The sequence below is a fragment of the Enterobacter wuhouensis genome (assembly GCF_035835995.1).
Taxonomy (GTDB): Bacteria; Pseudomonadota; Gammaproteobacteria; order Enterobacterales; family Enterobacteriaceae; genus Enterobacter; species Enterobacter wuhouensis.
This window is the reverse complement of the sequence record NZ_CP142124.1, coordinates 1,992,014-2,012,683: the sequence shown is the minus strand read 5'-3', so window position 1 is coordinate 2,012,683 and position 20,670 is coordinate 1,992,014. Positions and strand designations below refer to the sequence as shown.

The following is a 20,670-nucleotide window of genomic DNA, read 5'->3' as shown; positions in this document are numbered from 1 at the left end:
TTTTATCCGCGCGTCACGTCACAGCGACTCATCATCTTCCACTCACCCGGTAATACCCGCGTTTCCCCGGCCACCGTCACCGTCAGCACGTCGCGTATATCCGCCGACGATGCGCCAACCTGCAGCTCAAACTCGCCCGGCTCCACAATGCGTTTCCCGTCGCGACGGGTAAAGTTGAGCATATCCACCGGCAGCGTAAAGGTGAGCGTTGCGGTTTCACCCGGCGAGAGCGTGACGCGCTGGAAGGCCTTCAGCTCCTGAAGCGGCCGCACCTGCGTGGCGACCTTATCCCTGACGTAAACCTGCACCACCTCGCTGCCGCTGCGTTCACCGGTATTGGTGATATTCACACTCAGCGTCACCTCGCCGTCGATCGGCACGCTGGATGCCACCACTTTCGCCGCCCCCCAGCTAAACGTCGTCCAGCCGAGACCAAAACCGAACGGATAGCGCGCGCCGAAATGGAACGCAAACGGCGTGCCGCCGCTTTTGAGCTTGTGGTTATAGTAGAACGGCATTGCGCCCGCGCTCTTGGGCACGCTGACCACCAGCCTGCCCTGCGGCTCGGCGCGTCCGGTGAGCACATCGGCAATCGCCCAGCCTCCTTCCTGCCCCGGCGCCCAGGCCATCATCAGCGCGGCGACTTTATCTTCCAGACCCTGAAGGTTATAAGGGCGCCCGCCCGTCATCACCACGATTACCGGCTTGCCGGTTGCCACCAGCGCCTCCAGCAGCTGCTGCTGCACGCCCGGCAGGTTCAGGGAATCGGTATCGGACCCCTCCCCTACGGTACCGCTCTGGAACAGCCCGGCAAGATCGCCCACGCAGGCGACGACCACGTCACTCTCCTGCGCCGCGTTTACGGCCTCGGGTATGAGCGCGGTGCTTTGTGAAACCGGCGACTGCTGCATGGGCTTACCGCCGCTGTCGCCCGGGAAGACCGGCGCACCGGCCATCCGCTTTTCGATAATGTGGCAGCCTTTGGCGTAACGCACCTGCGATGCGCCAAGATAGTGCTCCAGCGCCGCGCGCGGGGTCGTCACCTGCGAGGTCTCCTCCACCATATCGCTGATGATCAGGTGCACCGGGAAGCTGTAGCCGCTCAGCAAGGCAAGCGGATCGTCAGCCGTCGGGCCGACCACCGCCACGCGCGGTTTGCCGCCCAGGGGTAAAATGCCGTTGTTTTCCAGCAGAGTGAGGGATTTCGTCGCTACCTCCCGCGCGACCTGGCGGGTCATGGCGTTTTGCAGATCGATACCGTTTTCATCCGCGTACGGCTTTTCAAACAGCCCCAGACGGAATTTTTCGGTCAGCACGCGCGCCACGATCTCATCCACTTTCGCCATCGACATCAGCCCGCGATCTACCGCTTCCGCCAGATGTCGCGCGCAGTCATCTTTCGGCAGCTCAACGTCCAGCCCGGCGTTGAAGGCCAGCGCGGCAGATTCCGCCGCATCGTGAGATATGCCATGGTGCTGATGCAGCAGGCTGACGCCGCCGTAATCCGCCACGACGATCCCGTCGAAGCCCCACTGCTCGCGCAGGACGGTGGTCAGCAGGAAGCTGTCGCTGTGCCCCGGCTGATTATCAATATCGTGGTAGGCCGGCATCACCGAACCGGCGTTGGCCAGCTTCACCGCCATCTCGAACGGCAGCAGGAAGGTGTCGTTCAGTTCGCTAAACCCGAGGTGCACCGGCGCGTGGTTGCGCGCCCCTTCGCTGAACGAGTGCCCCACGTAATGCTTGAGGGTCGCCAGCAGATCGCGTTTCTCGCCCTGTAAGCCTTTCACGTAGGCGGTCGCCATCACGCCAACCAGCCAGGGATCTTCCCCGAAGGTCTCTTCGGTACGCCCCCAGCGCACGTCGCGGGAAACGTCCAGCACCGGCGCCAGCCCCTGCTGGCAGCCCACGGATCGCGCCTCTGTGCCGATCTGCTCTGCCGCGCGCTGCACCAGTTCCGGGTCCCAGGTCGAGCCGTAGTTGAGCGATGACGGGAACAGCGTGGCGTCTTTGCACAGCAGCCCCACCAGGCACTCCTCATGGAACAGCGCCGGAATGCCGAGCCGCGTCTCTTCCATCATCATGCGCTGCAGGCGGTTGGCCGCGCGCACGCCGGTTCTGGCATCGACAATATGGGTGCCCAGCGGACGGGTGATTTGCCCGACGCCCAGCCTCAGCCGCTCGCTGAGCGCCGCCTGCTCGCTCACGCCCGCAAATTCATCGCTCAAATCGCTGCGCTCGCGATGGTTGCCGTTTTCATCGAGGATCAGCCAGTAGGCGTGCATCTGGGCAAACTTCTCTTCCGGGGTCATACGCGCCAGCAGATCGGCGACGCGCTCGTGTACCGGACGTCCCGCGTCCTTATAGATAGCCGTCATGTTTTACTCCTGTATTGCGGAAGGGGTTGCCGGGCTGAGCTGCCCCGCCTCGGGGCGCACGTCGCGCTTGCCCGCGAGTTCCCGGGCGATGGCATCCACCAGCCGACTGTTGAGTTTGTAGATGGAAAGCAGCGCCACCATGCAGAGGAAAAGCGCACAGGGGATAAGCGTAAAGAGCGCATTGATGGTCGAGAGCACGTGCGGTGCCTGCGCTGCCTGCCCGGGCGCGTAATCCACCGTTCCCAGCACCCAGCCGACAACGGCCCCGCCCAGCGCCAGGCCAAACTTGATGGCAAACAGGGCGGTCGAGAAGACCAGACCGTCAAGACGGCGGCCGCTGCGATGCTCTTCATAATCGACCACATCGGAGAACATGGTCCACTGGAGCGGCGTAGTGAGGTTTTGAATAAAGCTAAAAACGATGTTGAGGCCGAATATCAGCCACACCTGCGAAGGAGGAATGAAAAATATCAGCGCGCCGAAAATAACAAAGGAAATAATCGTCCACTGATAGGCGCGCACGCGGTCAAATTTGCCGAGCAGGCGTTCTGATAATAATGCCCCACTCAGGGATGCCACCATGCCTGAAACAATAAAGGCAAAAACCAGCTCCGGGCGCAGCAGCACATAGTTGACGTAATACATGGTTGCAGAGCCACGCGTCACCACGGCGGTTAACAGCAAAATATTAAACAGGAACACAATTCGCCACTGGCTGTTTCCGGCCAGCAGTTTTAAATCGGTGAGCATGGAGCCGGAGGTGTCATTACGCGGAGAATAACGCTCGCGGGTCATAAAGAAGCAGCAGAAGAATAAAACAATGCCCAGCAGCCCCATCAGGCTCATGGCATAGAAGTAGCCTTTCTGCACGTTTCCCTGCCCCAGATGCGACACCAGCGGCAGGGCAATCACCGTCACGATCAATCCGCCGATGAACGACAGGCCAAAGCGCCAGGACTGCAGCGAGTGGCGCTCGCGCGGGTCCAGGGTCAGCGCGCCAGGCATGGCGCAGTAAGGCACGTTAATTGCGGAGTAAATCAGGCTTAAGATGGCGTAGGTCACGCAGGCATAGACGATTTTCGCCGTCGGCCCGACGTCCGGTACGTAGAAGGTAATCAGGCAGCTTACGCCAAACGGAATGGCGAACCACAGCAGCCAGGGGCGGAAACGGCCGTGACGCGTCTGGGTGCGATCCACCAGCGCGCCGATACAGGGATCAACAAAGGCATCCACCACGCGCACCACTAAAAACATGGTGCCCATGATCGCTGCCGGTAAGCCAAACACGTCCGTATAGAAATAGGCGAGAAATAACGTTGCCGTTTGCCAGACCAGCGCGCTGGCCATATCGCCTAAGCCATAGCCTATTTTATCTTTGGTACGCAAAACAGAGGAGAGTGTCATTTGTTATTTGCCTTTTTATCAGGTTAAAACGTATTTCAACCAGTCGCACATCATGTAGGGTAATGCGCGGTAAGGCTCAAGTATTAGCAACGGTTTGCGCGCTAACAATTGTCTAAATTAACAGACAAATTATGATATTTGGTTTTTTGCTTTATTTGTGATGAGGAGCATATTCGCAGGGAAATAAAAAAGGCGAGGAATAATTCCTCGCCTTTTTACTGAGTATTCGCGGTTACTTATTCAGTTCCGCCAGGCTCAGCCAGGTTTGCACCACGGTGTCCGGGTTCAGGGAGAGGCTGTCAATTCCCTCCTCCATCAGCCAGGCCGCAAAGTCCTCATGGTCGGATGGACCCTGACCGCAGATCCCGACGTATTTGCCCTGCTTTTTCGCCGCGCGGATGGACATCGACAGCAGCGCTTTTACCGCCTCGTTGCGCTCATCGAACAGCTCAGAGACCACGCCGGAGTCGCGGTCCAGGCCCAGCGCCAGCTGCGTCATGTCGTTAGAGCCGATGGAGAAGCCGTCGAAGTGTTCCAGGAACTGGTCGGCAAGCAGTGCGTTGGATGGGATCTCACACATCATGATGATCTTCAGCCCGTTCTCGCCGCGCTTAAGCCCCTGACGCGCCAGCTCGTCTACCACCGCTTTTGCCTGGTCCACGGTACGGACAAACGGGATCATGATCTCCACGTTGGTCAGCCCCATGTCGTTGCGCACGCGTTTCACCGCGTCGCACTCCAGCGCGAAGCAGTCGCGGAAGCTTTCAGACACGTAGCGTCCCGCCCCGCGGAAGCCCAGCATCGGGTTCTCTTCCTCCGGCTCGTAGCGCTCGCCGCCCACCAGGTTGGCGTATTCGTTGGACTTAAAGTCCGACAGACGCACAATGACGCGTTTCGGGTAGAAGGCTGCGCCGAGGGTGGCGATCCCTTCGGTCAGGCGGCCCACGTAGAACTCTCTTGGCGAGTCGTAGCCCTTCATCATCTCGCGGATTTCGTTTTGCAGCTTCGCGTCCTGGTCGTCAAACTCCAGCAGCGCGCGCGGGTGAACGCCAATCATGCGGTTGATGATGAATTCCAGACGCGCCAGGCCAACGCCCTCGTTCGGCAGGCAGGCGAAGTCAAACGCGCGGTCCGGGTTACCGACGTTCATCATGATCTTCAGCGGCAGGTCCGGCATGGTGTCCACGCTGGAGCTTTTCACGCTGAAGTCGAGGATATCGGCATACACGTAGCCGGTATCGCCTTCCGCACAGGAGACGGTCACGTTCTGTCCGTCCTTCATGCGCTCGGTGGCGTCGCCGCAGCCGACTACCGCCGGGATCCCCAGCTCGCGGGCAATGATCGCCGCGTGACAGGTACGGCCGCCGCGGTTGGTGACGATGGCCGCCGCTTTCTTCATGATCGGCTCCCAGTCCGGGTCGGTCATGTCGGTCACCAGCACGTCGCCGGGCTCAATGCGGTTCATCTCGCTGATGTCGTGGATCACTTTCACCGGACCGGCACCGATGCGGTGGCCGATGGCGCGGCCTTCCGCCACGATTTTGCCCTGCGCGTGCAGCGTATAGCGCTCCATCACCTGACCGCGAGAGCGCACGGTTTCCGGGCGCGCCTGCACGATAAACAGCTTGCCGGTGTTCCCGTCTTTCGCCCATTCGATATCCATCGGACGGCCGTAGTGTTTTTCAATCTGCACCGCCTGCTTCGCCAGCTCTTCGACCTCGGCGTCGGTCAGGGAGAAGCGGTCGCGCTGCTCCTGCGGCACATCTTCAATCTTAACCTGCTTGCCATGCTCCTGGGTCGGGGCATAGATCATGCGGATTTTTTTCGAGCCCATGGTGCGGCGCACCACCGACGGACGGCCAGCGGCCAGCGTCGGCTTGTGGACGTAGAATTCGTCAGGGTTTACCGCACCCTGCACCACCATCTCACCCAGGCCCCACGCGGAGGTGATAAACACCACCTGGTCGAAGCCGGATTCGGTATCAATGGAGAACATCACGCCGGATGAGCCCACGTCCGAGCGCACCATGCGCTGCACGCCCGCCGACAGCGCCACGCCGCGATGGTCGTAGGCCTGGTGCACGCGATAGGAGATGGCGCGGTCGTTAAACAGGGAAGCAAACACGTGCTTCACCGCCACCAGCACGGCATCGTAGCCCTGAACGTTCAGGAAGGTTTCCTGCTGCCCGGCAAACGAGGCGTCCGGCATGTCCTCTGCGGTCGCAGAGGAACGCACGGCAAAGGAGGCCTGCGCGTCGTCAGCGGAGAGCTGGTTGTACGCGTCGTGAATGGCTTTTTCCAGTTCCGGCTGGAAAGGTGTGTCGATAATCCACTGGCGGATTTGCGACCCGGCTTTGGCAAGCTCGGTAACGTCATCAATATCCGTTTTATCCAGCAGGTCGTAAATGCGCTGGTTCACGCCGCTCTGGTCTAAAAACAGGTTAAAAGCATCGGCGGTGGTGGCAAACCCGTTCGGTACGGAGACACCCATACCGGACAGATTTGTAATCATTTCACCCAGGGAGGCATTTTTGCCCCCAACTCTGTCTACATCATTCATGCCGAGTTGGTTATACCAAAGCACCAGCGGTGACGAGCCATTGTTGGACATCGAAACAATCCTTTTGTGATATTTGATCGGAGTAAGAAACACCTGACTACGTATTTATACTGGCATATTTACTTCCGCTAAAAAAACGGTGAATCGTGTAAGCAATTTAAATTTTCAACTTTTCGGACACTTTCCCTACAATCGCTAACCCGATGATTCCTATAGATTCCATCAAAAACCACAGAAATAAAGCCGCTATTTGAAAAATGAAATCCACTTTTCAGTAAAATTAAAAACAGCATTTCATTTTAAATTAGGACAAGTTCTTTGCTGTGGTTTTTACTTTTTTAATTTATGCTTTCAGACAATTAGGTATGATATTCAGGATGGTTAAAATGGATAATGCTGTCGATCGCCACGTTTTTTATATTTCTGATGGGACGGCGATTACCGCCGAGGTGCTGGGCCACGCGGTGATGTCGCAATTCCCCGTGTCGATTAACAGCATCACGCTTCCGTTTGTCGAAAACGAGAGCCGTGCCAAAGCGGTGAAGGACCAGATTGACGCCATTTACCAGCAGACCGGCATTCGTCCACTCGTGTTCTACTCCATCGTTATTCCCGAAATTCGCAACATTATTCTGCAAAGTGAAGGCTTCTGTCAGGATATCGTGCAGGCGCTGGTGGCCCCGCTGCAGAGCGAACTGAAGCTGGACCCGACCCCGATCGCCCACCGTACCCACGGGCTGAATCCCGGTAACCTGATCAAATACGATGCGCGGATCGCCGCCATTGATTACACACTCGCCCACGATGACGGTATCTCGATGCGCAACCTTGACCAGGCGCAGGTCATTTTGCTCGGCGTGTCGCGCTGCGGTAAAACCCCGACCAGCCTCTACCTGGCGATGCAGTTTGGCATCCGGGCGGCAAACTACCCCTTCATTGCCGACGATATGGATAACCTGGTTCTGCCCGCTGCCCTTAAGCCGCTGCAGCATAAGCTTTTCGGCCTGACCATCAACCCTGAACGCCTGGCCGCGATCCGCGAAGAACGCCGCGAGAACAGCCGCTACGCCTCCATGCGCCAGTGCCGAATGGAAGTTTCAGAAGTCGAGGCCCTGTACCGTAAAAACCAGATCCCCTGGCTGAACAGCACTAACTATTCGGTAGAAGAAATCGCCACCAAAATCCTCGACATTATGGGACTGAATCGTCGCATGTACTAATATGCTAGTACATTAATTCAGTTTCGGTTATCATCAGCAGCATCATCGGGGCAACGTTGCCCCGAACTTGAAATCAGCAGGGATTGGTTTAAGGTGATGCCCATCACTTCCCGGTAGTCTGCCGATGAAGCAAAAAATTTCTGAGACATTCCATGAATAAAACCGACGAACTCCGCACAGCCCGCATTGACAGCCTGGTGACCCCGGCTGAACTGGCGCAGCGGCATCCCGTTTCCGCAGGCGTTGCGGAACACGTGACGGCCTCCCGCCGTCGTATTGAAAAAATCCTTAACGGTGAAGACAAGCGTCTTCTTGTGGTGATTGGCCCGTGCTCTATCCACGATCTGGATGCGGCAATGGACTATGCAAAACGCCTCCAGGGGATGCGTGAAAAGTATCAGGATCGCCTTGAGATCGTGATGCGTACCTACTTTGAGAAGCCGCGCACCGTGGTGGGCTGGAAGGGGCTGATTTCCGATCCTGACCTCAACGGCAGCTATCGGGTGAACCACGGTATTGAGCTGGCGCGCAAGCTGCTGCTGCAGGTGAACGAGCTGGGCGTGCCGACCGCGACCGAGTTTCTCGATATGGTGACCGGACAGTTTATCGCCGACCTGATCGGCTGGGGCGCGATTGGCGCACGTACCACGGAAAGCCAGATCCACCGCGAGATGGCCTCCGCCCTCTCCTGCCCGGTTGGATTCAAAAACGGCACCGACGGCAACACCCGCATCGCGGTTGACGCGATCCGCGCGTCCCGCGCCAGCCATATGTTCCTCTCCCCGGATAAAACCGGCCAGATGACCATCTACCAGACCAGCGGCAACCCGTACGGACATATCATTATGCGCGGCGGCAAAAAGCCGAACTATCATGCGGATGATATTGCCGCAGCCTGCGAAACGCTGGCCGAGTTCGACCTGCCGGAACATCTGGTGGTGGATTTCAGCCACGGCAACTGCCAGAAACAGCATCGCCGCCAGCTGGACGTGTGCGATGAAATCTGCCAGCAGATCCGCAGCGGATCGACCGCCGTCGCGGGGATTATGGCGGAAAGCTTTATCAAGGAAGGCACGCAGAAAATCGTTGCCGGCCAGCCGTTGGTGTACGGCCAGTCGATCACCGACCCGTGCCTGAGCTGGGAAGACAGCGAGCTGCTGCTGGAGAAGCTGGCCGCTGCGGTTGATACGCGATTCTGATGTTATTGTCGGGTGGCGCTGCGCTTACCCGACCTACGATTCATGCCCTTCTCCCCTCCCCGTGAGGGAGAGTCGTGCCCTTCTCCCTCTCCCTGTGGGAGAGGGTCGGGGTGAGGGCAGCAGGCCGCACTTCCCCCACAAATTTGATCCCGTCACCCTTTTTTCACAAAAGTGCTTGCCGTCAATTTGCAGTTTATTGATAATGATTATCATTGTTACATTGATTGTTATTTATAAACATTATGTCACCGACGGATAACAGCGCGGCAACGCCAGCAAAAACACACACAGCGCCTTCCCCTGCTCACACCGATCGCCGCATCGACAGCAAGAGCCTGCTGGGCGACGAGGGGCGGGTCATTATCGAGCATGACGGCCAGCACTATCTGCTGCGCCAGACAAATGCCGGAAAACTGATCCTCACAAAATAAACCTAAACATTCGCCAGCCACCCAGGTGTTCCCCAGGCAGCCAGCGCTTTCGATTCTTAATGGAGAGTTGCTATGCCACACCCGCATTCCGCGTCTTTACGCCCGTCACTTCTGGCGCTGGCGATTGTCAGTACGCTACCCGGCGTCGCGTTTGCTTCCGCAGATGATATTACCGTGACCGCCACGGGCAACGCCCGCAGCGCCTTTGAAGCCCCGATGATGGTGAGCGTTATCGATGCCACCGCCCCGGAAAACCAGACCGCCAGCTCGGCCGCCGACCTGCTGCGTAAAGTGCCGGGCCTGACGCTGGATGGAACAGGCCGCACCAACGGTCAGGACGTTAACCTGCGCGGTTACGACCGCCGCGGCGTGCTGGTACTGGTCGACGGCGTACGTCAGGGAACCGACACCGGGCACCTCAACAGCACCTTCCTCGACCCGGCGCTGATCAAACGTATCGAAGTGGTGCGCGGGCCGTCCGCCCTGCTCTACGGCAGCGGCGCGCTCGGCGGCGTGATCGCTTACGACACTGCCGATGCAAAAGACCTGCTGGAGCCGGGCAAAAACAACGGCTACCGGGTATTTGGTACCGGCGCAACGGGCGATCGCAGCATCGGTATGGGCGCCAGCGCCTTTGGCCGTACCGATACCCTGGACGGCGTTGTCTCCTGGTCCAGCCGGGATCGCGGGGATATCCGCCAGAGCGACGGAGCCAGCGCGCCTAACGACGAATCCATCAACAATATGCTGGCAAAGGGCAGCTGGAAGCTCGATCCGGCCCAGACGCTGAGCGGCTCCCTGCGCTACTACAATAACGACGCGCAGGAACCGAAAAATCCGCAAACCACGGACGCGTCCGACAGCAGCAACCCGATGACCGACCGCTCCACCATTCAGCGCGACGCGCAGCTCGGCTATAAAATTGCGCCCGAGGGGAACGACTGGCTGAACGCCGATGCGAAAGTCTACTGGTCCGAAGCGCGCATTAACGCCCAGAACGTTGGCGGCAGCGGTGAGTTTCGCAAGCAGACGACCAAAGGCGGCAAGGTTGAGAACCGCACCCGCCTGTTTAGCGACTCCTTTGCGTCACACCTTCTGACCTACGGCGGCGAATACTACCGTCAGGAACAAAGCCCGAGCGGTATGACCACCGGCTTCCCGGACGCAAAAATCGACTTCAGCTCCGGCTGGCTGCAGGATGAAATCACCCTGCGCGATCTGCCCGTCACGCTCCTCGGCGGCACGCGCTACGATAACTATCGCGGCAGCAGCGACGGCTACGACGATGTGGATGCCGATAAATGGTCCTCTCGCGCCGGATTAACCGTCAGCCCAACCGACTGGCTGATGCTGTTCGGCTCCTACGCGCAGGCCTTCCGCGCGCCGACGATGGGCGAAATGTACAACGACGCGAAACACTTCTCCATCGGCAGCTTCTACACTAACTACTGGGTACCAAACCCGAACCTGCGTCCGGAAACCAACGAAACCCAGGAGTACGGCTTTGGCCTGCGCTTTGACGATCTGATGCTCGCCAACGACGCGCTGGAATTCAAGGCCAGCTACTTTGATACCAAAGCCAAAGACTACATCTCTACCACCGTCGATTTTGCGGCGGCAACCACCATGTCCTATAACGTCCCGAACGCCAAAATCTGGGGCTGGGACGTGATGGCGAAATACTCTGCCGACCTCTTCAACCTTGACGTGGCCTATAACCGCACGCGTGGAAAAGATACGGACACCGGCGAGTATATCTCGAGCATTAACCCGGACACCGTGACCAGCAAGCTGGACATTCCGGTAGCGCAAAGCGGCTTCTCCGTGGGCTGGATCGGCACCTTTGCCGATCGTTCAACGCACATTAGCAGCAGCTACAGCAAGCAGCCGGGCTACGCGGTCAATGACTTCTACGTCAGCTATAAAGGCCAGGAGCAGCTCAAGGGAGTGACCACCACGCTGGTGCTGGGCAACGCCTTCGATAAAGAGTACTGGTCACCGCAGGGCATTCCGCAGGATGGCCGTAACGGTAAGATTTTTGTGAGTTATCAATGGTAATTCCCTACGGGGCAACTATTCAAAAGGATCGGACAATGAATCACTACACACGCTGGCTTGAGCTAAAAGAAGAAAACCCGGGTAAGTACGCGCGTGACATAGCAGGCGTAATGAACATCAGCGAAGCGGAATTGACCTTTGCGCGCGTGGGTCACGACGCGTGGCGTCTGCACGGCGAAATTCGCGACATCCTGAGCGCGCTGGAAGCCGTAGGTGAAACCAAATGCATCTGTCGGAACGAATACGCCGTTCACGAACAGGTAGGCACCTTTGCCAATCAGCACCTCAACGGCCACGCGGGGCTGGTGCTGAACCCGCGCGGGCTGGATCTGCGCCTGTTCCTTAACCAGTGGGCGAGCGTGTTCCACATCAGCGAAACTACCGCACGCGGCGAGCGCCAGAGCATTCAGTTCTTCGACCGCCAGGGCGATGCGATCCTGAAAGTTTACACGACCGACAATACCGACGTGTCCGCCTGGGGCGATGTCCTGACGCGCTTTATCTTTGCCGATAACCCGCCGCTGGCACTGCAGGCAGCAGAAGCGCCGGCTCACGCCGAACATGCCGATGCAGGTACCGTGGATAAAGAGTGGCGCGCCATGACCGACGTGCATCAGTTCTTTAGCCTGTTGAAGCGCCACAGCCTGAGCCGCCAGCAGGCGTTCCGTCTGGTGGGTGACGACCTCGCCTGCAAAGTTGAGAACGGCGCGCTGGGGCAGCTGCTGGAAACGGCGCGCCGGGACGGCAACGAAATCATGGTCTTCGTGGGCAACCGCGGCTGCGTGCAGATCTTCACCGGCGCGGTGGAAAAACTGGTGCCGATGAAAGGCTGGCTGAACATCTTCAACACACACTTCACCCTGCACCTGCTTGAAGAAACTATCGCCGAAAGCTGGGTGACGCGTAAGCCGACCGCAGACGGTCACGTCACCAGCCTGGAGCTGTTTGCCGCCGACGGTACGCAAATCGCCCAGCTGTATGGTCAACGTACCGAAGGTGAACCGGAACAGGCCCGGTGGCGCAGCCAGATCGACGCGCTCACCGCAAAAGGGCTGGCCGCATGAAAAGATGGATTGCCCTGCTAAGCGCCCTGCCGCTGGTGGCATTTGCCGCCGCGCAGGAGAAGATAGTCGCCCTCGGCGGTGACGTCACGGAGATTGTTTACGCCCTCGGCGCGCAGTCTTCTCTGGTGGCACGGGACAGCACCAGCACGTGGCCGCAGGCGGCGAACGCGCTGCCCGACGTGGGGTATTTGCGCCAGCTGAATGCGGAAGGCATTTTATCCGTACGCCCCACGCTGGTGCTGGCGAGCGCTCAGGCGCAGCCTTCTCTGGCGCTCAGGCAGGTTGAGCAAAGCCATGTCAGGGTGGTTACCGTACCCGGCAGTAACGACCTGAACGTGATTGACGAGAAGGTCCGGGCGATAGCCGAAGCAACGCACCGCCAGGCGCAGGGGGAACGCCTGCGCAAAACGCTGCGTGAGGAGCTGGCCGCACTGCCCGCTTCGACGCTGAACAAGCGGGTGCTGTTTATCCTTAACCACGGCGGGATGACCGCGATGGCCGCCGGACAGCAGACCGGCGCGGATGCCGCTATCCGTGCGGCAGGGCTACAGAACGCCATGCAGGGCTTTACCCGCTATCAGCCGCTTTCGCAGGAAGGCGTGATTGCCAGCCAGCCCAACCTGGTGGTGATTTCGCAGGACGGCGTGAAGGCGCTGGGTGGCGAGGATAATCTCTGGAAGCTGCCAGGTCTGGCGCAAACCCCGGCCGGGCGGAACAGGCAGGTGCTGGAGATTGACGATATGGCGCTGCTGGGCTTTAGCGTGCGAACGCCGAAGGCCATCCAGCAGCTGCGCGCCAAAGCGGAGCTGCTGCCCTGATGACCCGGCGCGTCACCCTTTCCCTGTGGGTGCTGGCCGCCCTGCTCACCGTGATGACGTTAACAGCGACCGGTTTTGGCGCGCTGCGCCTGCCGGTCAGCCTGCTCTGGCGCCACGACGATGAGGCGCTGCGCCAGATCTGGTTGACTATTCGCCTGCCCCGCGTGCTGCTGGCGCTGGTTATCGGCGGTTCCCTGGCGCTGGCCGGGTGCGTGATGCAGGGGCTGTTTCGCAACCCGCTTGCCGACCCGGGCCTGCTCGGGATCAGCAGCGGTGCGGCGCTGGCCGTTGCCTTCTGGGTCGTCATCCCGCTCTCTCTCCCTGCCCTGGTCATGCTCTACGCGCCCATGCTTGCGGCGTTTCTCGGCGCGCTGGCGGCTACCGTGGTCATTTTCCTGCTCAGCCAGCAGCGTGACGGTTCGCTGTCGCGCCTGCTGCTGGTGGGGATAGCCATTAACGCCCTCTGCGGTGCGGCGGTGGGCGTGCTTTCCTGGGTCAGTAACGACGCCCAGCTGCGTCAGCTTTCCCTCTGGGGTATGGGGAGCCTCGGACAGGCGCAGTGGTCTACGCTGCTGGCCGTCGCCTCGCTGATGGTGCCAACCGTCCTGGTTATCTGGCGTCTTGCCAGCACGCTGAATTTGCTGCAGCTGGGCGAGGAGGAGGCGCACTACCTCGGCGTGAACGTGGGGGCCGTGCAGCGTATCTTGCTGTTGTGCAGTGCTTTGCTGGTCGCCGCTGCGGTGGCCGTCAGCGGCGTTATCGGGTTCGTTGGCCTCGTGGTGCCGCACCTGATGCGCATGTGGCTGGGCGCCGATCATCGCGCCACGATCCCCGGCTCCGTTCTGGCCGGTGCCTTCCTGCTGCTGGTGGCCGATACGGTGGCGCGTACGCTGGTTGCGCCTGCGGAAATGCCCGTGGGCCTGCTGACCAGCATTCTCGGCGCGCCGTGGTTCCTGTGGCTTATCTTTCGTCGTGGAGGGCAGCATGGCTGAAGGCTATAGTGCGGAAAATATCGTTTTTCATGCGGGCCAGCGCGCCATTATCCGCGACGTCTCCCTGTCGCTGTCTCAGGGTGAGCTGGTGGCGCTGATTGGTCCCAACGGTGCCGGAAAATCCACCTTACTGCGGCTGCTCACCGGCTATCTCAAGCCCGTTCGCGGACGATGCCTCCTGGGGCAGATGCCCCTTGATGCATGGGACCCGGTAACGCTCTCGCGCACGCGCGCGGTGATGCGCCAGAGCACGCAGCTTGGGTTTGACTGGCCGGTGGAGGCGGTTATCGGTATGGGACGGGCCCCCTGGACGCGTAGCCCGGAAGCGTCCGTGATTAAGGACGTGATGCACATCACCGGCTGCCTGCCGCTGGCCGGCAGATCCTTTGCGGCGCTTTCCGGTGGCGAACAGCAGCGCGTCCAGCTTGCCCGCGCGCTGGCGCAGCTCTGGTTTGAGGGTGCGCCTCGCGGGTGGCTGTTTTTGGACGAACCGACCTCCGCGCTGGATCTTTACCACCAGCAGCACCTGCTGCGGCTGTTAAAAACGCTGACCGGGCAGGGAAAACTGCACGTCTGCGCGGTGCTCCACGACCTCAACCTGGCGGCGCTGTGGGCAGATCGTATCTTGCTCTTGCACGACGGCAGGATGGTATCCCAGGGTACGCCGGAGCAGGTTCTGCAGGCCGACGCGCTGGCGCGCTGGTATGGCGCTCAGGTGCACGTCGGCAGCCATCCGGTACACGCTGCGCCGCAGGTTTTTCTTGCCCCCTAGCTTGAACAGCTCACCTCCAGCCGCTTGCCCCAGTCAGGCGGGCGGCTGACATAGTCATCGTCCCGATCGGCAAACGGCGTGCGTAATGCCGCGTGCAGCCGGTGCAGTTCGTCATACTCGCCCCGTTCAGCCTGCTCAATCGCACGCTGTGCCAGCCAGTTGCGTAATACCATTGCGGGGTTTGCCGCCTTCATTTTCGCCTGGCGAATGGCGTCATCGACCTGCTCGTGCTGCAGTCGCGTGCGATAGGCCGCAAACCACTCGTCAAAGCCCTGTCGATCGATAAACTCGTCGCGCAGCGGCGACGCGGCGCTGTGCTGCTCGGCCAGGCTCAGCATCCGGAAGGTGCGCGTGTAGTCGCTGCCTTCCCGCGCCATCAGCGAGAACAGCGCGTTAAGCAGCTCATTATCGCCCTTCTCCTGGGTCAGCAGCCCAAGTTTATTACGCATCAGCGCGCCATACTCGCGCAGCAGGACCTCCTGATAGCCGTCGAGCGCGTCGTTAAGGCCCTCTACGTCAATAAAAGGTGACAGGCTTTGCGCAAGGCGCTGAAGGTTCCACAGGCCAACGGCAGGCTGGTTATCGAAGCTGTATCGCCCCTGGTAATCCGAATGGTTACAGATATAGCCCGGCTGGTAATCGTCCAGGAAGCCGTACGGGCCGTAGTCGAAGGTCAGACCCAGAATAGACATGTTGTCGGTGTTCATGACGCCGTGGGCGAATCCGACGGTCTGCCAGCGGGCAATGGTGGCGGCGGTTCTGGCGACAACGTCGCGGAACCAGAGAATGTACCTATCGCCCTCATCCTGCAGGTGCGGCCAGTGGCGGCGTATCGCATAGTCAGCAAGCTGACGCACCCTCTCCGGCTCGCGGCGATAGTAAAAGTGCTCAAAATGCCCGAAGCGCAGATGGCTTTGCGCAACGCGTATCAGCATCGCGCCCGTTTCCATCGTTTCGCGGGCAACCGGCGTATCGCTGGTCACAATCGACAGCGCGCGCGTGGTGGGGATCCCCAGGGCGTGCATCGCTTCAGACGCCAGGCATTCGCGGATCGTTGAACGGAGCACCGCGCGACCATCGCCCATGCGTGAATACGGCGTCAGACCAGCCCCTTTAAGATGCCAGTCACGCGTTTCGCCGTTGGGGAGCTGCTGCTCGCCGAGCAGGATACCGCGGCCATCGCCCAACTGCCCTGCCCAGACGCCAAACTGGTGTCCGCTGTAGACCTGCGCAAGAGGCTGCATGCCTGGAAGGAGGGTTTCGCCTCCCCAGACGCCCGCGCCCTCCGAAGGATGGAACAACGCGTCAGGGATCGCCAGCTCGTCCGCCAGCGGTGCGTTGTGCCAGATGAGACGGGAATTTTGTAGTGGTGTTGGCTTGAGTGCAGTGTAAAAACCAGGCAACTCGTCGTGCCAGTGAGCGGTAAAAGACAGGGTCATAGGTCCTCCTGCTTTTAGTGTAGAGGGTTTACCCGATCTTAAACACGGGCGAAGACAAGGGTTATCACTGAACCAGGGTAGTGACCTGCTCGGCCGAGACAACCGGCCAGAGCGTTCCCTGCATGGCGCCAAAGTTAAAAGGCAGCACGTGCTGCAATATGCCGTGGTCATCGATTCCGGAAACCATCACCGACTGGCAGTGCGGCGTTATTTGCCACAGGATTGCCCGCATGAAGGGTTCGAAAGAAAGTTCAGCGGCCCGCTGCTGGATAAAGCCTCTATCAAGTATGACGCGTTTAAATAAACCGTCATAAATCGCTTTCAACGATGCAGCACCCGCGCCAAAGTTGGCCAGCACCAGCGGGAAATGGATTGCCATTCTCGCCAGCTGCAAATCGTCCTTTCCGTTATTTAAACCTGGATAGTTCTCATTAACAGTAAACTCAAGGAACGGGTAGCGGTCGAGTAATGAAACAGCTTTCTCGTCTGATAATAAAAACTCAACAATGACAGGTGAAATATTGATCCACGCAATTAACTGATGCTGAATAAAGAACAGTTTGCAGGAATCAAGCAATTGCAGTTTTTCGTTAAACAGCGCCAGCTCTTCAGCCGGTGTCATTCGCGGGATAACCAGTTCAGTGGGGATCCTTACAGCCGTGCCAACGCCAGAAAAATTCGCTATAACTTCCAAACCTTTAAGCTCACCAGCACTATTACGTGCAGGCTGAAGCATAAGTTCAGACTGGTAAGCATTATCTAGCGTTATAATCATTGCACTCGGCTCGCTTTAAAGATGAGAGAGAACATCCTGGAGCAATTGCAGGCACAATTCCACTGTATTGATTTTAATAAGATTAATTTCATTCTTTCCGTATTAATTTTCAGATTTATCCCTGAATCTAAATTAATCTTATCCTGGTTATTGAATAATAGCCAGTTTTAGATAAATCAGACACATATAGACATAACTCATTCGCCAAAAATTTAACTTTAATCATCTTTATTCCGAAAAAACGGCATGGTTTATTCGTCACCATGCCGTCGCAAGAGATTTTTCAGAGGCGAACTATATACGTCGGGCCTGCCAGAAATTTTTACGCCAGTAAACATTATCCAGCGAAGATCGCATCACCCCACGGCTGGTCGAGGCATGTATAAACTGGTTATCCGTATCATAAATGCCGACGTGGAGACCGCTTTCGCCGGAGCCCGTTTTGAAAAAGACCAGGTCACCGGGCAGTAAATCATCTTTGTCGATCTCGGTGCCAATTTCTGCCTGCCTGCGCGTCTCGCGAGGAAGCTGTAAATCAAACTTATCGCGAAACGTCATGAGGACAAAACCGGAGCAATCCACACCGCCGCGGCTCATGCCGCCATAGCGATACGGCGTTCCGCGCCAGTTGCTGAGCTGATCGTTCAGGCTCGCAATGACGGTTATCGAATCCGAAAGCCGCGCGTTAGGCGGCGGCGCACGATGGCTACTGCATCCCGCAAGAAATAGCGTTGCCGCCAGGAGAAACCAGAATCGCATTTTCAGACGAATCCTCTGCTTTTATTGTTCTTTTCGTAATTTAGCGTGCAATTGTGCTCGCAGGCAAGAAACGCTTAGTCCACTAGCGTAGAGATCAGCATCTTATGCCCCTCAATATCCAGCCTGCGGAAGGACATTTTGTAGGCGCGGGCCAGATTTTGCGGCGTGAGGACATCGTCGCGCGCGCCGCTGGCAATCAGCTTTCCGCGCGCCAGAAGCCAGACCTCGTGCGCATGGCGCAGCGTATGATTCAGGTCGTGGCTGCTCATCACCACCGCAATCCCGCGATGCGCCAGCGAGCTTAACAAGGCATCAAGTGCCGCCTGCTGGGCGACATCCAGACCGCTCATCGGTTCATCCAGAAGCAGCAGGCGCCCGTGCGGATTGCCTGCCGGATGGATCTGAAGAATGACCGCCGCCAGGCGCACGCGCTGCCATTCACCGCCGGAGAGCTGGCCGGCGGGTCGGGAGAGCTTGTCTTCCAGACCCAACGCGGCGGCCACGTCCTTAAGCAGCACCGCGTCTTTTTTATCGTGAAGATGCAGCGTCAGGTAGTGCCAGACGGGCATCGCAAAAGGCGGCACCTGCTGTTGCACCAAATAACCGCGCCGGTGTGCCAGCGATACGGGTGACCAGTCGGTAAGGGCGTGATCCAACAAAACAACCTCCCCCTGCCCGGCTGTCAGCCCCGCCATGCGGGCAAGCAGCGTACTTTTCCCCGCACCATTTGGCCCTACAAGATGCACTATTTCGCCGGGGCCAATCGCACCCGTTACCGGCTCAAGACGCCCCTTCTCGGCGACGTCCGTGAGCTGCATCAGCACGGTCATTATTTCGCCAGCGCCAGCTTGATTGACTCCATAACGATTGGATCTTCAGGAGTCATATCCGGCGAAAAACGCTGGACGACCTGCCCGTCACGCCCAATCAGGAATTTTTCAAAGTTCCACAAAATATCGTCCGGATAGAGCGGAGCACGTCCTTTGCTCGCCATGCGCTCGTAGAAGCCGCTCCCTTCTGGCGCAACGGCGGTAGGCGCGGCGGCAACGAGTTTCGCATACAGCGGATGGCGATCGTCGCCATTAACGTCGATTTTGCTGAACATCGGGAACGTCACGCCGTAGGTGGTGCTGCAGAACGTTTTGATCTCTTCGTCACTGCCCGGCTCCTGGCCCAGGAACTGGTTGCACGGGAAGCCCAGCACGGTAAAACCGTCTTTTTCCCACGCCTTCTGGATGTTCTCCAGCTGCTCGTACTGCGGCGTCAGGCCACATTTCGACGCCACGTTCACGATGAGCAGCACGTTGCCCTTATAGCCTTCCAGCGTGGTCTTCTCGCCGTCAATGGTGGTCACTTCGGTATTCAGAATATCGGTCTGCATAGCATTCCCTCAGGTTGTCTTACGGGTAGTGAGTTAACGTCCAGCTTTTAAGAGTAGCCAGATAAATACCGGTGCGCCCAGCGTAGCGGTTACTACACCGATGGGCAATTCGGCCGCCGTCAGGGCCAGCCTGGCGATGATATCGGCAACCAGCAGCGTTGCCGCCCCGGCAACCGCCGAGGCAGGAAGTAAGAATCGATGGTCGGTGATGCCGCACAAGCGCAGCATATGGGGAATAACCAGCCCGATAAAGCCAATTGCCCCCGCCAGCGCGACGCTCACGCCGACCATCCAGCCGATGGCGACCACCAGCAGATTGCGCCAGAAGCCTATCGGCATACCGAGCTGACGGGCGGACATTTCGCCGAGCGCGAGAATGTTTAGCGGATGTGACTGGCAGGACGCCCACAGGATAACGGGTATCAGGAGCAGCATCAGCCAACCCTGCCGCCAGTCAACGCCGCCAAAGCCGCCCATCATCCAGTACATGAGCTGGCGCAAATCGAACGACGTGGAAAAATACACCGCCCAGGTCATGAGCGCGCTACAGATGATCCCCAGCGCGACCCCGGCAAGCAACAGCCGGCTGGTCGATAGATGTCGTCTGGCGAAGCGGAGTAAAATCACGGTTATCAGCAGCGCGCCGACGATGGCGCTGAGGCTTATACCCCAGGCAGAAAGCTCGCCGCCACCCAGCATGACCGCCGCGATTAACCCCACGCCAGCGCCGTTCGATACGCCCAGCAGCCCAGGCTCCGCCAGCGGGTTTTCGAACAGCGCCTGCATAATCGTTCCGCACAGCGCCAGTGCGGCACCGACCAGGATCACCGCCAGCGTGCGCGGCAGACGAATTTGCCAGACGAAAAGCTGACCTTCTGGGCCAAACCAGCTTTCCGGCCCCAGCCATCTGTCCCCTGCGCACAGGCTGAGGGCCGTGGCGACAATGAGCAGCAGCACCAGCAGAAGCAGGCGGCGACTATCGGACTGACGTTGGCGATGGGCGAAATCAAGCATGGACAGGATTTTAATTATCGGGAGATGTAATTGATTTTACGGTGGGTTTGGCGATTAGCGCAAAGAAAAAAGGCCGCGTTAGCGGCCTTTTTGGTTAGTTCGTATTACTCTGCTTTGGGCGTTGCGTTTTCGACACGGCTTTTTAACTTCTGGCCGGGTCTGAAGGTCACCACGCGGCGGGCTGTAATGGGAATATCTTCCCCCGTCTTCGGGTTACGGCCCGGACGTTGGTTTTTGTCTCGCAAATCAAAATTGCCAAAGCCGGAGAGTTTTACCTGCTCACCATTTTCCAGAGCACGACGGATCTCTTCGAAAAATAGCTCTACCAGCTCTTTGGCATCCCGTTTGCTAAGCCCAAGCTTATCAAACAGATATTCTGACATTTCAGCTTTTGTAAGCGCCATAG

18 protein-coding genes are annotated in these 20,670 nt (G+C 58.7%); 8 read left to right on the top strand and 10 right to left on the bottom strand.

The genetic code is table 11. The annotated features are described in order from the left end of the window. Nucleotides 1-2 precede the first annotated feature (2 nt). From VPX56_RS09615 to ppsA, 3 genes are all read right to left on the bottom strand, one after another. Nucleotides 3-2,378 (bottom strand): glycoside hydrolase family 3 N-terminal domain-containing protein, encoded by a 2,376-nt coding sequence (locus tag VPX56_RS09615; RefSeq protein WP_326471362.1) that lies wholly within the window; start codon nt 2,376-2,378, stop codon nt 3-5. A gap of 3 nt (nt 2,379-2,381) precedes the next feature. Continuing rightward, the gene (locus VPX56_RS09610; protein ID WP_326471360.1) at nt 2,382-3,782 is read right to left on the bottom strand and encodes an MFS transporter; all 1,401 of its coding nucleotides are present in this window, start codon (nt 3,780-3,782) and stop codon (nt 2,382-2,384) included. A gap of 232 nt (nt 3,783-4,014) precedes the next feature. Continuing rightward, complete coding sequence (ppsA, locus tag VPX56_RS09605) at nt 4,015-6,393, bottom strand: phosphoenolpyruvate synthase (protein WP_326471358.1); 2,379 nt, start codon at nt 6,391-6,393, stop codon at nt 4,015-4,017. Between the two features lie 335 nt (nt 6,394-6,728). Here ppsA and ppsR point away from each other — a divergent pair, with 335 nt between their 5' ends. The 8 genes from ppsR to VPX56_RS09565 all read left to right on the top strand — a co-directional run bounded on the left by ppsR (nt 6,729) and on the right by VPX56_RS09565 (nt 14,896). Next, complete coding sequence (ppsR, locus tag VPX56_RS09600; RefSeq protein WP_131634408.1) at nt 6,729-7,562, top strand: posphoenolpyruvate synthetase regulatory kinase/phosphorylase PpsR; 834 nt, start codon at nt 6,729-6,731, stop codon at nt 7,560-7,562. A gap of 152 nt (nt 7,563-7,714) precedes the next feature. Next, nucleotides 7,715-8,761: a 3-deoxy-7-phosphoheptulonate synthase AroH gene (aroH, locus tag VPX56_RS09595; protein WP_131634407.1), complete on the top strand. Its 1,047-nt coding sequence runs from the start codon at nt 7,715-7,717 to the stop codon at nt 8,759-8,761. A 242-nt stretch (nt 8,762-9,003) separates the two neighbouring features. Further along, nucleotides 9,004-9,192: a hemin uptake protein HemP gene (hemP, locus tag VPX56_RS09590; RefSeq protein WP_131634406.1), complete on the top strand. Its 189-nt coding sequence runs from the start codon at nt 9,004-9,006 to the stop codon at nt 9,190-9,192. Between the two features lie 72 nt (nt 9,193-9,264). After that, on the top strand, nt 9,265-11,250 hold the full coding sequence (locus VPX56_RS09585) for a TonB-dependent hemoglobin/transferrin/lactoferrin family receptor (protein ID WP_326471356.1): 1,986 nt from the start codon (nt 9,265-9,267) through the stop codon (nt 11,248-11,250). Between the two features lie 35 nt (nt 11,251-11,285). Next, entirely contained in the window at nt 11,286-12,314 is a 1,029-nt protein-coding gene (locus VPX56_RS09580; RefSeq protein WP_326471354.1) for a hemin-degrading factor, read from the top strand. Continuing rightward, nucleotides 12,311-13,132, top strand: a complete 822-nt coding sequence (locus VPX56_RS09575; protein ID WP_326471352.1) for a heme/hemin ABC transporter substrate-binding protein — start codon at nt 12,311-12,313, stop codon at nt 13,130-13,132. Before VPX56_RS09580 ends, VPX56_RS09575 begins: the two co-directional genes overlap by 4 nt. After that, the gene (locus VPX56_RS09570; RefSeq protein ID WP_263609315.1) at nt 13,132-14,124 is read left to right on the top strand and encodes a FecCD family ABC transporter permease; all 993 of its coding nucleotides are present in this window, start codon (nt 13,132-13,134) and stop codon (nt 14,122-14,124) included. The genes VPX56_RS09575 and VPX56_RS09570 overlap by 1 nt, the downstream gene beginning before the upstream one ends. After that, complete coding sequence (locus VPX56_RS09565) at nt 14,117-14,896, top strand: heme ABC transporter ATP-binding protein (RefSeq protein ID WP_326471349.1); 780 nt, start codon at nt 14,117-14,119, stop codon at nt 14,894-14,896. Before VPX56_RS09570 ends, VPX56_RS09565 begins: the two co-directional genes overlap by 8 nt. On the opposite strand, the gene selO is transcribed toward VPX56_RS09565, so the two are convergent. From selO to ihfA, 7 genes are all read right to left on the bottom strand, one after another. Continuing rightward, entirely contained in the window at nt 14,893-16,335 is a 1,443-nt protein-coding gene (selO, locus tag VPX56_RS09560; protein WP_326471347.1) for a protein adenylyltransferase SelO, read from the bottom strand. The two genes, VPX56_RS09565 and selO, sit on opposite strands and share 4 nt — an antisense overlap. 64 nt (nt 16,336-16,399) lie before the next feature. After that, entirely contained in the window at nt 16,400-17,110 is a 711-nt protein-coding gene (locus tag VPX56_RS09555) for an EAL domain-containing protein (RefSeq protein WP_326471345.1), read from the bottom strand. Between the two features lie 294 nt (nt 17,111-17,404). After that, complete coding sequence (locus VPX56_RS09550) at nt 17,405-17,869, bottom strand: C40 family peptidase (protein ID WP_131634398.1); 465 nt, start codon at nt 17,867-17,869, stop codon at nt 17,405-17,407. Between the two features lie 74 nt (nt 17,870-17,943). Beyond that, the gene (btuD, locus tag VPX56_RS09545) at nt 17,944-18,699 is read right to left on the bottom strand and encodes a vitamin B12 ABC transporter ATP-binding protein BtuD (protein ID WP_326471343.1); all 756 of its coding nucleotides are present in this window, start codon (nt 18,697-18,699) and stop codon (nt 17,944-17,946) included. Continuing rightward, nucleotides 18,699-19,250 carry a glutathione peroxidase gene (locus VPX56_RS09540; RefSeq protein ID WP_131634396.1) on the bottom strand — a complete coding sequence of 184 codons (552 nt, stop codon included), beginning with the start codon at nt 19,248-19,250 and terminating at the stop codon, nt 18,699-18,701. The genes btuD and VPX56_RS09540 overlap by 1 nt, the downstream gene beginning before the upstream one ends. Nucleotides 19,251-19,283: 33 nt before the next feature. Then, complete coding sequence (btuC, locus tag VPX56_RS09535) at nt 19,284-20,264, bottom strand: vitamin B12 ABC transporter permease BtuC (protein WP_326471341.1); 981 nt, start codon at nt 20,262-20,264, stop codon at nt 19,284-19,286. Between the two features lie 104 nt (nt 20,265-20,368). Further along, nucleotides 20,369-20,668 (bottom strand): integration host factor subunit alpha, encoded by a 300-nt coding sequence (ihfA, locus tag VPX56_RS09530; protein WP_003857805.1) that lies wholly within the window; start codon nt 20,666-20,668, stop codon nt 20,369-20,371. Nucleotides 20,669-20,670 lie beyond the last annotated feature (2 nt).

Excerpts from the sequence above, each read along its gene's own strand:
- VPX56_RS09550 (WP_131634398.1), bottom strand. The coding sequence starts at position 17,869 with ATGCGATTCTGGTTTCTCCTGGCGGCAACGCTATTTCTTGCGGGATGC.
- aroH (WP_131634407.1), top strand. The coding sequence starts at position 7,715 with ATGAATAAAACCGACGAACTCCGCACAGCCCGCATTGACAGCCTGGTG.
- VPX56_RS09575 (WP_326471352.1), top strand. The coding sequence starts at position 12,311 with ATGAAAAGATGGATTGCCCTGCTAAGCGCCCTGCCGCTGGTGGCATTT.
- VPX56_RS09555 (WP_326471345.1), bottom strand. The coding sequence starts at position 17,110 with ATGATTATAACGCTAGATAATGCTTACCAGTCTGAACTTATGCTTCAG.
- VPX56_RS09580 (WP_326471354.1), top strand. The coding sequence starts at position 11,286 with ATGAATCACTACACACGCTGGCTTGAGCTAAAAGAAGAAAACCCGGGT.
- ihfA (WP_003857805.1), bottom strand. The coding sequence starts at position 20,668 with ATGGCGCTTACAAAAGCTGAAATGTCAGAATATCTGTTTGATAAGCTT.
- VPX56_RS09610 (WP_326471360.1), bottom strand. The coding sequence starts at position 3,782 with ATGACACTCTCCTCTGTTTTGCGTACCAAAGATAAAATAGGCTATGGC.
- ppsA (WP_326471358.1), bottom strand. The coding sequence starts at position 6,393 with ATGTCCAACAATGGCTCGTCACCGCTGGTGCTTTGGTATAACCAACTC.
- selO (WP_326471347.1), bottom strand. The coding sequence starts at position 16,335 with ATGACCCTGTCTTTTACCGCTCACTGGCACGACGAGTTGCCTGGTTTT.
- VPX56_RS09585 (WP_326471356.1), top strand. The coding sequence starts at position 9,265 with ATGCCACACCCGCATTCCGCGTCTTTACGCCCGTCACTTCTGGCGCTG.
- VPX56_RS09565 (WP_326471349.1), top strand. The coding sequence starts at position 14,117 with ATGGCTGAAGGCTATAGTGCGGAAAATATCGTTTTTCATGCGGGCCAG.
- VPX56_RS09540 (WP_131634396.1), bottom strand. The coding sequence starts at position 19,250 with ATGCAGACCGATATTCTGAATACCGAAGTGACCACCATTGACGGCGAG.
- hemP (WP_131634406.1), top strand. The coding sequence starts at position 9,004 with ATGTCACCGACGGATAACAGCGCGGCAACGCCAGCAAAAACACACACA.
- VPX56_RS09615 (WP_326471362.1), bottom strand. The coding sequence starts at position 2,378 with ATGACGGCTATCTATAAGGACGCGGGACGTCCGGTACACGAGCGCGTC.
- VPX56_RS09570 (WP_263609315.1), top strand. The coding sequence starts at position 13,132 with ATGACCCGGCGCGTCACCCTTTCCCTGTGGGTGCTGGCCGCCCTGCTC.
- btuD (WP_326471343.1), bottom strand. The coding sequence starts at position 18,699 with ATGACCGTGCTGATGCAGCTCACGGACGTCGCCGAGAAGGGGCGTCTT.
- ppsR (WP_131634408.1), top strand. The coding sequence starts at position 6,729 with ATGGATAATGCTGTCGATCGCCACGTTTTTTATATTTCTGATGGGACG.
- btuC (WP_326471341.1), bottom strand. The coding sequence starts at position 20,264 with ATGCTTGATTTCGCCCATCGCCAACGTCAGTCCGATAGTCGCCGCCTG.